Annotated in this window: 14 protein-coding genes; 8 read left to right on the top strand and 6 right to left on the bottom strand. The window is 38.6% G+C overall.

Features of this window, described 5'->3' with window-relative positions:
• Positions 1–67 precede the first annotated feature (67 nt).
• From AW17_RS14075 to AW17_RS14085, 3 genes are read left to right on the top strand one after another with little or no spacing between them, the layout of a single operon-like run.
• Positions 68–907: a methylated-DNA--[protein]-cysteine S-methyltransferase gene (locus AW17_RS14075; protein WP_029277441.1), complete on the top strand. Its 840-nt coding sequence runs from the start codon at positions 68–70 to the stop codon at positions 905–907.
• Between the two features lie 6 nt (positions 908–913).
• The gene (locus AW17_RS14080; RefSeq protein ID WP_029277442.1) at positions 914–1,162 is read left to right on the top strand and encodes an Ada metal-binding domain-containing protein; all 249 of its coding nucleotides are present in this window, start codon (positions 914–916) and stop codon (positions 1,160–1,162) included.
• A complete protein-coding gene (locus AW17_RS14085; protein WP_029277443.1) occupies positions 1,138–1,746 on the top strand; it encodes an alpha-ketoglutarate-dependent dioxygenase AlkB family protein in 609 nt (202 codons plus the stop codon). The genes AW17_RS14080 and AW17_RS14085 overlap by 25 nt, the downstream gene beginning before the upstream one ends.
• 316 nt (positions 1,747–2,062) lie before the next feature.
• Here the strand turns inward: AW17_RS14085 and AW17_RS14090 are convergent, their stop codons facing one another.
• The gene (locus AW17_RS14090; protein WP_029277444.1) at positions 2,063–2,851 is read right to left on the bottom strand and encodes a hypothetical protein; all 789 of its coding nucleotides are present in this window, start codon (positions 2,849–2,851) and stop codon (positions 2,063–2,065) included.
• 255 nt (positions 2,852–3,106) lie between these two features.
• Here AW17_RS14090 and AW17_RS14095 point away from each other — a divergent pair, with 255 nt between their 5' ends.
• From AW17_RS14095 to AW17_RS14110, 4 genes are all read left to right on the top strand, one after another.
• Entirely contained in the window at positions 3,107–3,451 is a 345-nt protein-coding gene (locus AW17_RS14095; protein WP_029277445.1) for a DHCW motif cupin fold protein, read from the top strand.
• On the top strand, positions 3,451–3,975 hold the full coding sequence (locus tag AW17_RS14100; protein WP_029277447.1) for a GNAT family N-acetyltransferase: 525 nt from the start codon (positions 3,451–3,453) through the stop codon (positions 3,973–3,975). The genes AW17_RS14095 and AW17_RS14100 overlap by 1 nt, the downstream gene beginning before the upstream one ends.
• A gap of 76 nt (positions 3,976–4,051) precedes the next feature.
• Positions 4,052–4,450: an META domain-containing protein gene (locus AW17_RS14105; RefSeq protein WP_167343679.1), complete on the top strand. Its 399-nt coding sequence runs from the start codon at positions 4,052–4,054 to the stop codon at positions 4,448–4,450.
• Between the two features lie 75 nt (positions 4,451–4,525).
• Positions 4,526–5,449, top strand: coding sequence for a YihY/virulence factor BrkB family protein (locus AW17_RS14110; protein WP_029277456.1), 924 nt, complete (start codon positions 4,526–4,528; stop codon positions 5,447–5,449).
• Between the two features lie 146 nt (positions 5,450–5,595).
• Here the strand turns inward: AW17_RS14110 and AW17_RS14115 are convergent, their stop codons facing one another.
• Both AW17_RS14115 and AW17_RS14120 read right to left on the bottom strand, forming a co-directional pair.
• Positions 5,596–6,186 (bottom strand): porin family protein, encoded by a 591-nt coding sequence (locus AW17_RS14115; protein WP_029277457.1) that lies wholly within the window; start codon positions 6,184–6,186, stop codon positions 5,596–5,598.
• Positions 6,187–6,198: 12 nt separating this feature from the next.
• A complete protein-coding gene (locus tag AW17_RS14120) occupies positions 6,199–6,495 on the bottom strand; it encodes a hypothetical protein (protein ID WP_029277458.1) in 297 nt (98 codons plus the stop codon).
• A 222-nt stretch (positions 6,496–6,717) separates the two neighbouring features.
• Here AW17_RS14120 and AW17_RS14125 point away from each other — a divergent pair, with 222 nt between their 5' ends.
• Positions 6,718–7,869 carry a tetratricopeptide repeat protein gene (locus AW17_RS14125; RefSeq protein ID WP_029277459.1) on the top strand — a complete coding sequence of 384 codons (1,152 nt, stop codon included), beginning with the start codon at positions 6,718–6,720 and terminating at the stop codon, positions 7,867–7,869.
• On the opposite strand, the gene AW17_RS14130 is transcribed toward AW17_RS14125, so the two are convergent.
• The 3 genes from AW17_RS14130 to AW17_RS14140 all read right to left on the bottom strand — a co-directional run bounded on the left by AW17_RS14130 (position 7,866) and on the right by AW17_RS14140 (position 11,909).
• Positions 7,866–8,327, bottom strand: a complete 462-nt coding sequence (locus AW17_RS14130; RefSeq protein ID WP_029277463.1) for a DUF4268 domain-containing protein — start codon at positions 8,325–8,327, stop codon at positions 7,866–7,868. The two genes, AW17_RS14125 and AW17_RS14130, sit on opposite strands and share 4 nt — an antisense overlap.
• A 182-nt stretch (positions 8,328–8,509) precedes the next feature.
• Entirely contained in the window at positions 8,510–11,158 is a 2,649-nt protein-coding gene (locus AW17_RS14135; protein WP_036669941.1) for a glycoside hydrolase family 78 protein, read from the bottom strand.
• Positions 11,159–11,324: 166 nt separating this feature from the next.
• Positions 11,325–11,909 (bottom strand): riboflavin synthase, encoded by a 585-nt coding sequence (locus AW17_RS14140; RefSeq protein ID WP_029277465.1) that lies wholly within the window; start codon positions 11,907–11,909, stop codon positions 11,325–11,327.
• Positions 11,910–12,105 lie beyond the last annotated feature (196 nt).

The raw sequence follows: 12,105 nt of genomic DNA on the forward strand, positions 1-12,105 counted from the left end.
CTTAGCAAGTTTCGGGTAGTTTACCGTTTCTTTCCAAACTACTTTTGGATATAAATTATTCAAGACCATGAAAGCACAAGAAGAAATCAATTTCAACCGGATAGCCGAAGCCATAAGCTATATCAAGGCGAATTTTAAAACACAGCCTGGTTTAGAAGAAATTGCAGAGAAAGTAAATTTAAGCCCTTTTCATTTCCAAAGATTATTTAGCGAATGGGCCGGCACTACCCCTAAGCGTTTTTTGCAATACATTAGCATTGGTTATGCCAAAGAAATGCTGAAAGAAAACCAAAGTTTATTCGATACCGCATTAGAAACCGGCTTATCGGGAACCAGCAGGCTGCACGATCTTTTTGTAAACATTGAAGGGATGACACCTGGAGAATATAAAAACGGTGGCGAAAACCTTCACATCAATTATAGTTTTGCAGAAAGTCCGTTCGGTAATATCATTGTAGCCAGCACCTCAAAAGGAATTTGCCATATCGCTTTTTATGACGACGAAAATATTGCTTTGGCAAATTTGCAACGCCAATTCCCAGCAGCTCAATATCAGCAGATACTGGATAAAGAACAACAGAATGCATTATTTATTTTCAGTCACGATTGGAGCAAATTGCACCAGATTAAACTGCATTTAAAAGGCACTGATTTCCAGTTAAAAGTTTGGGAAGCTTTGTTAAAAATCCCTATGGGTAAATTGGCCACTTATGGTAACATTGCCAAACAATTACAAAATCCTAGCGCATCCAGAGCGGTGGGCACGGCGATTGGAGATAATCCGGTAGCCTTTCTCATTCCTTGTCACCGGGTAATACAATCAAGCGGTGCTTTGGGCGGTTACCATTGGGGAGTGAACAGAAAAACAGCCATGATTGGCTGGGAGGCCGCAAAAACTAATGTTTAACCCTGTATGATCAAACATGCAGATATTTCAACGGAAGAACTCAAAAAACATTTTAAAAACAAAGATATTTGCCTTGGCGGAAATGCCAGGTTGAAGATTTACGGATTACTTAAATGCAGATCGGGAAAGCGGATGAAGAAAGAAAACCGTGTATTTTTCCGTTCTGTAGATGAAGCGCTTCAACATGGCTACCGCCCTTGCGGGCATTGCTTAAACACAGCATATAAACAATGGATTTATTCAACACCACAATAGATGTTAACCAAAATCTGCTCCCATACGATGGAACAGTAAATTATTATGGAAAATTATTTCCGATACCAGAAGCTGATCATTATTTCGATGTGCTGATGAATACTATTGAATGGAAGAATGACGAAGCTTTTATTATGGGCAAACACATCATCACCAAAAGAAAAGTAGCCTGGTACGGAGATGAAGCCTATTCTTATACCTACTCCAATAAATCGAAAATGGCCTTACCATGGACAAAGGAGTTACTGGAGCTAAAAAAAATATCAGAGGAACAAACAGGTACAGCATTTAACTCTTGTTTACTAAATTTATACCACAACGGTGATGAAGGAATGGCTTATCATAGCGACGACGAGAAGGCCTTAGCTAAGGATTCTGCCATTGCATCATTAAGTTTCGGTGCAGAGCGAAGATTTCTTTTCAAACACAAAAAAACTAAAGAAACGGTAACCTTATTTTTAGAAAATGGAAGTTTATTGGTGATGAAAGATGAAACACAAACCAATTGGCTGCACCGCCTTCCACCAACCAAAAAAGTAAGTAAGTCAAGGGTAAACCTAACTTTTAGAACGATGGTGGTTTAGTTTAAAATTGGACTTATTTAGGGAAAACAAAAAAATATTGCCAAAAAATCAATATAAATAATTGATTTTTTTTTGCGAATGTTAGATTATAAGGGTCGTCATTCCCAACTCGATTGGGAATCGTAATGCAAGCGCTTTAAGATTCCCGCATGCGCGGGAAAGACGACCGTTCTATTGGAATGTGTCAATGGTAACCTGTCGAAGGACAAATATTTTTATTTCCGACCAATAAAAGGTCTTCGACAGGCTCAGATTGACAACAATTCTAATTGCGTTAAGGCATAGTATTATCCCAGCCAATAAAACTTTGAAAATCTTAGTGCTTAAATTCCTTTATATCTACAATGCGGTCATCATCAGCATTTTTCTTTAAGAAAGATGTTCCATTTGCATTCGCTACCCAGGTATAATCTCTTTGAATATTCCCAACAAGGGTTTCAGATTCATTTATTAATGCTGCCGGCAAAGGCAAATTAAAAGTTTCACCTGTTGCCGTATTTACCTGGTACAAAGAATTGGCGGTTAAAAAGGCTAGTGTGGTTTTATCGCTAGAATACATAAAAAATTTCCCCTGGATACGTTCGTCAGGATTTTGTCTCTTAATAGGATAAACCCTTGAATTTATAGTCGTGATAAAAAAATCGTTATCCACCAAAATATTACTACGCGTTAATTCTTCTAAACCGTTTGTATATTTTTTATCTTCAGCTCCTTTTGATGGTTTATTCAAGGTCACTACTTCGGTTTTTCCATCATTAACAGAAATGATATAAAACGGGGCCATTTTACCTGTTTCATTAGCAACCTGTACTAATACAGCTGTTTTTTGTGTGTTGATGAATGATGCGACAATAAATTTCTGCGCAGCGGCATTTGGGGCATCGTCAACAATAATAGTGGTATCTTTATATTGAATGGCAAAGCGATCGGCTGCTGTCACAGCACCAGAATCTGTTTTTACGATAGTAAGTACATTTTTCTTCGATTTCGGAAAAACATTAAAATCGTCACTGACAGCAAACGGTCTTGCCTTGTAGGCTTTTTCAGATTTACCGCAGCCAAATAAAACAACGGAAAGTAAGAGTGCATAAAGCGTAATTTTCATAGGTATGGTTATTTATTTTTTTGCTAATTTATAATCTTTATTGCGCTTATTTTGTCAAAGTCACCAGAAAATTACCGCATCTGCTTAAAAAGTGCAACAGATTCTGTTTTATGCATGTATTCCACTGTCTGTTAATCATAAAGACCACATCCTCTGGGATGTTTGTTTCTACTTCAGACTAAATTCCTTATTTTTGATCAAGGGATCATCCCTATGGCAAGCACTCTATTTCAACAATTAATCTTTTAAACCACCATGTATACCATTCCCTTTACCAATATAGATTGGAGCCAGATAGAAAAAGTAGAATACCCTGGCGAAACAGGCACAGCAACATGGCAAACCTTAAACCTGGATGGCTTAAGGATCAGGATTGTAACCTACTCTGCGGGCTACCTTGCCGATCATTGGTGCCAGAAAGGCCATATTGTACATTGTTTGGCAGGTAGCTTTGTAAGTGAAATGGGGGATGGAGCAACATTCGCGCTTAGCGCGGGGATGACCTATGTGGTTTCTGACGATTTAAGTTCACACCGGTCAGTATCACAGGAAAGCGTGAAACTTTTAATCATTGATGGCAGTTTTTTAAAACCAAGTTAATGAAAATATTTACCGAAACCGACCGTTTAATTTTGCGCGAATTGCTACCTACAGATGCGCAGGGCATGTTTGAAATGGATGGTGATCCTGAAGTGCACCTTTACCTGGGCAATAATCCTGTAAAATCAATCGAACAAAGTATCGCAGAAATAGAATTTATCAGAAAACAATATATCGAAAACGGTATTGGCAGATGGGCTGTTATCGAAAAAGCAACGGGTAAGTTTGTAGGTTGGTCGGGCCTGAAACTAATTAAAGAATCTACCAATAACCATATTAATTATTACGATCTGGGCTATCGGTTCAGTAAACGGTTTTGGGGAAAGGGTTATGCTACAGAAACTGCCATGGCGGCACGAGACTATGGTTTTAATGAACTAAATCTGCATGAAATTATTGGCATAGCAGATATCGATAACCTGGGATCTATCCATGTTCTGGAAAAAGTGGGTTTAAAACGGATCTCTATTTTCGATTACCATGACATAAAACATCACTGGATGAAGATTGAAAAACCAATTTAGCGCTTTCAAAAAGCAATTTTGTCTTTTTATGGTTTAGTTTTTGATGTTAAAAGGAAAATCATTTAAACCTTACCTTATGAAACACCTAATCTTTTGTGGAATGCTGCTCTTATTATTGAGTTCTTGTAAAGAAAAATTAGATCCGGCGAGCTTTACCAATACCAAGTGGGAGTTAACAGCGCTGCCAGGTTTAACTTTACCCACAACAGCAAAAGCAACGCTAAACTTTGCCGACAGCCTTAAAATCAGCGGAAAATCGTTTTGTAACAATTATGGCGGCCAGGGAGAAATTGCAGATAATAAAATAACCGTTAAAAATGTTTTTGGCACAAAAATGTTCTGTCAGGAAACTGATGCAGCCGAACGCGCTTACTTACATGCCCTTAATCAGGTTAATGGTGCTAAAATAACTGATAATAAGCTACATCTGCTGGATGGCGATAAAACCTTGCTGGTTTTCACCAAAACAAACTAGAATCTTTACATGTATAAAAAAGGCTGAATAAAGTATTTTTACTATTTTCGGCCTTTTGAGTTTAACGCAGGAGTGATGCCATCGATAACAGAAGATCTGAAGTTTTTTTTCTCAACCATAAGAAAAGCATTTAATTTATTTCAGCAGAATGATCCCTTACGCCTGGCCGGCGCTACTGCTTTTTTCACCAATTTCGCCTTACCCCCAATATTAATTATCCTCATCAGGCTTTTTGGTATGTTTACCGATAGACGCTTATTGGCTACACACCTTTTCGAACGCCTGGCCAGTATTCTCGACAATGAGAGTATTTTACAGATCAGGACTACACTAAGAAACATCCGGGGTATCGATCAGGCCTGGTATGTTACTTTGGTCAGTTTTATATTTTTCCTTTTTGTAGCTACCACCCTATTCAATGTGATTAAAAACTCTTTAGAGCAGATTTGGAATATAGGTCAGAAAGATAAAAAAGGGATTGTTAATACCCTTAAATCGAGGGCTATATCCGTTACGATTATCTTATTTGCCGGCATATTATTTTTTATAGGCTTGCTGGCCGATAGTGTGCAGGCTTATATTGGCGCCTATCTAAAAAACGGTTCTCCTTCTTTCGGATTGGTCTTAACTTCGATCATCAACCAATTGGTTTTTGTAATTATCGTAACCACCTGGTTTACCATACTTTTCAGGTATTTAACCAATGGTCGCCCTACATGGCGGGCAGCAATTTCTGGAGGCCTGTTAACCGGATGCCTATTTACAGCAGGAAAATATATTTTAAGGATTTTATTGCCATTGAGTAACATCAGCAACATCTATGGATCAGCAGGATCGATTATCGTAATTATGCTTTTCGTATTCTACTCTTCGTTGATATTTTATTTTGGTGCGTCTTTTATTAAAGCGTTAAGCGTTGGTCGGGCCACACCCATTGTACCAAAAAACGGATCGTTTGCTTATGAGTTAACAGAAATTGAACCAGAAAAAGAGGATTAATAAGAAAGGGAGATAAATTAATTTTATCTCCCTTTCTTATTATTTAAGTTCCTTAGCTAGTATCGTCATGCTGAACTTGTTTCAGCATCTATTACACTAAAAAAAGACCCTGAAATAAATTCAGGGTGACGATTCGCAAGGAGCTGTTACAAAATCCTATAACCTAAGCCAACTGTAAATAAGTTTAACTTAGTACCAGGATAACCTGCTTTATTGATTTTTGATAAGCCAAGTTCGTAACGTGCATCGAAGCTTAATTTTTTAAGGTCTAAACCTGCTCCGAACTGCCAGGCCAAAGCCTGATTTTTAAAGTCGGCCTTGAAAACGCTTCCTGCTGCCTGACCAAAACTCTGATTTTCATCTAATATTAACGAAAACATCGGTCCGGTGTTTAAACGGAGGCCAATACCAGCAGCACCAAACTTAGTACCTACCAATAATGGCACATCTAAACTTGTAAAACGCACTTTATTTACTTCTCCCGTTGACTCACTTACCAAATCTGCTTTTTTGCCCGACACATAAAGCTCTGGCTGGAAGTAAACGCCTGCAGCACCTACCCTGGCCCAAAGGCCACCATAAAAACCTGCGCGGTTGTTACTGTTAAAAGTGTTTTCACTATCAAATTTCGAAAAATTTGCACCAGCTTTAATGCCCAGCTGGAAAGACGGCAATACCTGTGCGCTGGCGAATAAGCCAACAAGCAAAAAGGCAACGGTTAAAGATAAAAATTTCATATGCGATTAAATTTAGCTGGTGGCGTTGTTAATGGCTTCCTGTTCTTTTAAAGCATCAACATTGTTTTTATCACCAAAGTTTTGTGTTTTACCTGCAAAGTAATCTAAAATTCCCGAAATAGTATCTAAGTTATCAGCTAAATTTTGATGAATATCAGGTAAATCTTTTTCAAGGCGATTATCACCTAATTCGATATTATCTACTTCAATTTTACCAATTTTCTGAATAAGTGCCTGCTGAGAGTTTTGTAAGTCTTCTAATTCACGCACAATCTTTTCCATTAATTCAAACTTCTTTAAAGTGTTCATAGGTTCTTATTTTTAGTTAACTATTCCTTATAAACCCCTTAGCGCTGGTTTTGTTTTATTTCGCCAATCTTTTAACAAAACAGATTTGGAAATATCGAAAACAACTAATAAATTAGTTTAAAATTATCTGTCATGAAACCATCATGATTTTTCAAATTGTTAAAAATGTAGCAGATAAATCATGATAGCTTCATTGCCACTAAAAAAAACAATTTTATACAAATGAAAAAGCTCCTTATATTATTGGCCTTAGTTGGTTTAAGTTTAGCTGGTTATGCGCAAAATACAAGCGCTGTCGATAAGGAGAAACTTTTCGATTTCTATCAGACCCAGCGTTATGCCGATGCCGCTCAATACCTCAAAGGTATTTATGGAGAAGACGCGAATGATTTTAAAACCCTCAGCCAGATTGGTTATTGTTTTTTAATGGCGGGCAACAATGTTGAAGCCGAAAAATTTTACGGCAAGGCCTATACACTACAACCGCTGAACCTGCCTATTCTTTTCAGCCTCGGCAGTATTAACACAAAAAGAGGTAATACCGAAAAGGCCAAACTGTATTACAGTGAAATTGTAAAAATAGACAGCAATAATTTTAATGTGTATAAACTGCTAGCCAACTTGTACAATTCGCCAAAGGATTCGTTAAAGCTTATATACTTATTAAAGGCTAATCAGATCAATCCGCTAGAGAGCGATGTTGCTGTTGATCTTGCTGAGGAGCATGCTGCTTATCAACAATACGAAAAGGCTTACAGGGTACTCGATATTGCTATAAAGGGAGATAGTGACAATTTAGTACTGCAAAGAGCGAAACTTCCTGTTGCCAACCAGCTTAAAAAATTTGCTGAAGTGATTACCGCTGGAGAGAAATTATTGAAAGATGGTTCCGATGCCGGAGTAATTAAGGATGTAGCCAAAGCCTATTATTATACCAAGAAGTATCAAAAAGCAATAGACTTTTTTAAACAATTAGAGGCAGCAGCAATGGAAAATGAGGCGACCTTATATTATACTTCTCTTAGCTATAGGGCGCTAAAAAACTATCCGCAGGCGGCTATTTACACCAGAAAAACCATCGACGAGGCCATTTCGCCCAATACCTCTAGTTATTATTCTTTATTGGGACTGGTTTATGAAGAAAGTAATCAACTGGCTTTGGCAAGCGCAGCCTATAAAAAAGGTTTGCAATTTAAAACAACAGCAACTTTATATTATCGTTTGGCCGTATTTTACGATACCCGTTTAAAGCAGGAAAAAAATGCGCTTAAATATTATAACCTTTATTTAAAAAGCAAGCCCAGCTTAACCGATGACAAAGAAGAAATTAAATTTTCGAAGGATAGGATTGCACAGCTAAACCTTACTGATTAAACCAGATCCTCGAAAACAGGTTTTACATTGTCCCAAAATTCGTCTAAGGCAATTATTCTGGGTTTAAAAAAGGAGATTAACGTAGGCCAGTGCTGTTGATTAAAAATGCTCACTCTGGTAATGCTGATCGAAATCTGAGATACTGTTTTACCGAAATCCTCGGTTGCATCTTTAATCCAGTCCCATTCTTCATTTACGGTATTAGTAAACAAGAGCTTAAACTCTTCAAACTGTTCGAAGATAAGATGCCTGATATCGGTATCGGGATGCGACAGCTGAATGCTGATAAAGGCTTTTTTACCATCAACATCCATTTTAAAGAAGATATTCTTTACTCCCGTTTTGTAATTTGTCCAGTTTACGGTAGACCCGCTTGCTGAAGGGACGGGTTTCATATATTGCCCGAAACTGATCCAAAACTGTTGGCGCAGGCGGGCTGCTTCTTCTTTACTGTACATTTATTTTTTTACTGCATCTGATAGAGACTTTATCATATTTCGACTAAACCGTCATTCCCGCGCAGGCGGGAATCTTAAAGCTAATTGCATTAAGATTCCCAATCAAGTTGGGAATGACGACCCGTTGAAAATTTATAATAGTGATATAATCTCTTTTAACACCAAGCTGCAATTATAAGCGATTAATATTTATATTCAAAATGATAGCTACCTGAGCCTATTTCTTCTTTTTTATCGGTTTTCGGCAATACTACCGTTGCGGTTGCATTGGCAGGAATAGTTACATCGAGCTTAAAAATACCATCTGTAATCGTCCACGATGATTTAACAGTGCCGTACACCGTCTCCAGCTCTGCTGACGCGCTGGTTAATTTCCCTCCTGGTCTTGGTGCAATTAAAATGGTTTTGTAACCTGGTTGTGCTGATACCGGATTAATGCCAGCAATATTTTTATACATCCAATCGCCAATGGCTCCATAAGCATAATGATTAAAAGAATTCATATCTGCCGTTTGGAAAGATCCATCCTGTTTAATACCGTCCCAACGCTCCCAAATGGTGGTTGCTCCCATTTTAACCGGATATAACCACGAAGGGTAACTCTCCTGTAGTAACAGGTCGTAAGCTACATCCTCGTGCCCAAAGCGGCTCAATACATGACAAAGGTAAGGCGTGCCCAAAAAACCTGTAGTCAGGTGGTTTCCGTAATCTTTTACATTGTCTACCAATCTTTGTGCAGCCTGTGCACGTAAGTTTTCAGGCAACATATCAAACTGTAAGGCCAATACATACGCAGTTTGGGTGTTAGAGATCAGCTTTCCATTCGGCGTCATATTTTCTTTGATATAAGCCGCTTTAATCTGCTCCAATAGTGCAGTATATTTGGTTACATCATCTGTTTTGCCCAATACCTTTGCTGCATTTATAAGCAACTGTGTAGAATGCGCATAAAATGTTTGGGCAATCATGTACTTGTCCGTCACCGCTGCGCGGCCATCATTATCATCATTAGGACGATAAAACAACCAATCGCCAAAGTGAAAACCGGTGTTCCAAAGGTTATTTTTAGCCACTGAAGAAATATAATCAACCCACTTTTTCATACTGCCATACTGCGCTTCCAATATGCCTTTATCTCCATACGAAACATACATATCCCAAGGGATAATAGTGGCAACATCGGCCCAACCTGCAGAACCTGCGTCATTTTGGTTCAGCACATTTGGTACTACAAAAGGAACGCTGCCGTTAGGAAGTTGATCTGCAGAGACATCTTTTAGCCATTTGGTAAAAAAGCCCGATACATCCATGTTATATGCTGCTGTTGTGGCAAATGCCTGTGCATCGCCTGTCCAGCCCAAACGTTCATCTCTTTGCGGACAATCTGTCGGCACATCAACAAAATTCCCTTTCTGTCCCCATGAAATGTTATGCTGCAATTGATTTAGCAAAGGATTTGAAGTCGTAAATTTTCCGCTGGTTTTCATATCCGAATAAACAGCTACAGCGGTAAGATTTTCCAGTTTCAGTTCGCCGGGGTATCCATCTATTTTGACGTACCTAAACCCTTGAAAAGAAAAATGAGGTTCAAATACCTGTTCGGTTCCGCCTTTTAAAATATAATTGTTCTGTTGCTTGGCCGACCGGAGGTTAGTGGTATAAAAATTTCCTTCTTTGGTTAATACCTCAGCATGGTTAATGGTAATTTTGGTACCTGCTTCACCTTTGGCTTTTAACATTACCCAGCCCACTAAGTTTTGCCCAAAATCAACCACGGTTTCACCTTTTGGGGTTTTAAATATTTTTAAGGCTTTAAATGTTTCATGTTTGGTCACCTGCGGTCCGCTCATCCCAACCAGCTTTTCCGGGCCCTTGGCGAGCTCCTGCACAGGTTTCCAGGAATTGTTTTCTTTAAAACCAATATTATTCCAGCCTTGGAGCTCTAAACGGGCATCGTAGGTTTCTCCGTCATAAATATTGGAGGCAAGTATTGGCCCATAACCTGTTTTCCAGCTGTTATCGCTTATAATGGTTTCTGTGGTTCCATCGGTATATTCCACTTCCACTTGCAGCAATAAAGCCCTGGTATCGCCATAAAATTGTTTTTGATTATTAAACCCGATGCGCCCTTTGTACCAGCCATCGCCTAGTGAAACGCCAATTACATTGGCCCCTTTCTTTAGCGACTGCTTAACATCGTAAACCTGGTATTGAATATGGTCTTTATAACTTGTCCACCCTGGCGCAAAATAAGTATCGCTAACTCGCCCGCCATTAATATTGGCCTCATACAAGCCCTTGGCAGTAATGTAAGCCATTGCAGATTTTACTTCTTTTTTCAGATTAAATTCTTTTCTGAATAGTGGACTGGCCAGGGAAGTATCTTTTCCTACTACCGAAATCCATTTTGCACTCCAGTCTTCAGGTTTTAAACCTGTTTGAAAAAACTGAACTGGCGACCACTTAGATGTATTTCCCTGGTTATCTTTTACCCTAACCTGCCAGTAATATTTGGTTTTTGAGGATAACCCGGGGCCATTATAGGCAATCAATACAGATTGATCATCTTTTACCGCCGCTTTCCATAAAACTTTATCAATATTTGCTGTTGTACCTAGTCTGATTTCGTAGTTGCGCTGTTTGGTATTTTTTAGATCCGAAATGATTTTCCAGCTAAATCTGGGTTTTGGATTATCAATACTAAAAGGATTTACTAAATGCTCAACGGTTAAATCTTTTACCGAGATTTTCTGTGCTAAAACATTCGTTGTAAATAAAAGCAATAAGGCAAGGGCAGTTATTGTGCCTGAGGTACGGGAATTCCTGTTCATATTGGTTAGCGTTATTTTTTTAATCTTAACTGTACGATAATCAGAAATATTATTTAACCAACCGTCCTGTACTGTTATGAAAAATTAAGCGTTAGCACAACGACAATAATTTAATAAAGCACCACTTATCAAACCCTAAAAACAAAAAGCGAGCGGCAAATACGGTTTATCGATTCATTAACCGGGCAACGTATTTGCCAATAATATCGAATTCCAAATTTACGGTATCGCCAACTTCAACTTCCTGTAAATTGGTATGTTCGAAAGTATAAGGGATGATAAATACCGAAAACTCGTCTGGCTCAGAATTTACAACAGTTAAGCTGATGCCGTTTACACAGGCAGAACCTTTTTCTACGGTTACATTTCCGGCTGAAGCATCGTACTTAAAGCGGTACTCCCAGCTACCGTCCAGTGCTTCACGTTTCACGCAAACAGCAGTCTGGTCTACATGGCCCTGCACAATATGACCATCTAAACGGGCATTCATCTGCATGCAGCGCTCGAGGTTAACTTTACTGCCTACTTTTAAACCATCGAGATTGGTTTTGTTCAGCGTTTCATCTATAGCGGTAACGGTATGGGTTCCATCATTTAAGGCCACCACAGTCAGGCACACCCCATTATGGGCTACACTTTGGTCGATTTTCAGCTCATGGCTAATTGCAGAAGCTATGGTAAAGTGGATATTGGTATGGTCGTTTTTAATGGCAGTAACTTCGCCAAGTGTTTCTATAATTCCTGTGAACATTTTTTTATTTATTAAAATATCAGGTTAAAACTTAACCTATTTTTCGCTTTATGCTTTTCCGCCCAACTAAGCCGTAGCACCATATCCTCGTTCTACTTAAATCCGGCCTAACAAATTTTTCGGGCCGCACTCATCAAGCCAACCCACTAGCTTCGAAAGAAAAATTTTCAGCCGGCATTTTTTGTTTTTTCATGGG

The organism is Pedobacter borealis DSM 19626 (assembly GCF_000708285.2).
Taxonomy (GTDB): domain Bacteria; phylum Bacteroidota; class Bacteroidia; order Sphingobacteriales; family Sphingobacteriaceae; genus Pedobacter; species Pedobacter borealis.

Bases quoted from the DNA above. Each gene is read 5' to 3' on its own strand.
- AW17_RS14110 (WP_029277456.1), top strand. From the start codon at position 4,526: ATGCCATCGATAACAGAAGATCTGAAGTTTTTTTTCTCAACCATAAGA.
- AW17_RS14095 (WP_029277445.1), top strand. From the start codon at position 3,107: ATGTATACCATTCCCTTTACCAATATAGATTGGAGCCAGATAGAAAAA.
- AW17_RS14140 (WP_029277465.1), bottom strand. From the start codon at position 11,909: ATGTTCACAGGAATTATAGAAACACTTGGCGAAGTTACTGCCATTAAA.
- AW17_RS14135 (WP_036669941.1), bottom strand. From the start codon at position 11,158: ATGAACAGGAATTCCCGTACCTCAGGCACAATAACTGCCCTTGCCTTA.
- AW17_RS14120 (WP_029277458.1), bottom strand. From the start codon at position 6,495: ATGAACACTTTAAAGAAGTTTGAATTAATGGAAAAGATTGTGCGTGAA.
- AW17_RS14115 (WP_029277457.1), bottom strand. From the start codon at position 6,186: ATGAAATTTTTATCTTTAACCGTTGCCTTTTTGCTTGTTGGCTTATTC.
- AW17_RS14100 (WP_029277447.1), top strand. From the start codon at position 3,451: ATGAAAATATTTACCGAAACCGACCGTTTAATTTTGCGCGAATTGCTA.
- AW17_RS14085 (WP_029277443.1), top strand. From the start codon at position 1,138: ATGGATTTATTCAACACCACAATAGATGTTAACCAAAATCTGCTCCCA.
- AW17_RS14105 (WP_167343679.1), top strand. From the start codon at position 4,052: ATGAAACACCTAATCTTTTGTGGAATGCTGCTCTTATTATTGAGTTCT.
- AW17_RS14080 (WP_029277442.1), top strand. From the start codon at position 914: ATGATCAAACATGCAGATATTTCAACGGAAGAACTCAAAAAACATTTT.
- AW17_RS14130 (WP_029277463.1), bottom strand. From the start codon at position 8,327: ATGTACAGTAAAGAAGAAGCAGCCCGCCTGCGCCAACAGTTTTGGATC.
- AW17_RS14090 (WP_029277444.1), bottom strand. From the start codon at position 2,851: ATGAAAATTACGCTTTATGCACTCTTACTTTCCGTTGTTTTATTTGGC.
- AW17_RS14125 (WP_029277459.1), top strand. From the start codon at position 6,718: ATGAAAAAGCTCCTTATATTATTGGCCTTAGTTGGTTTAAGTTTAGCT.
- AW17_RS14075 (WP_029277441.1), top strand. From the start codon at position 68: ATGAAAGCACAAGAAGAAATCAATTTCAACCGGATAGCCGAAGCCATA.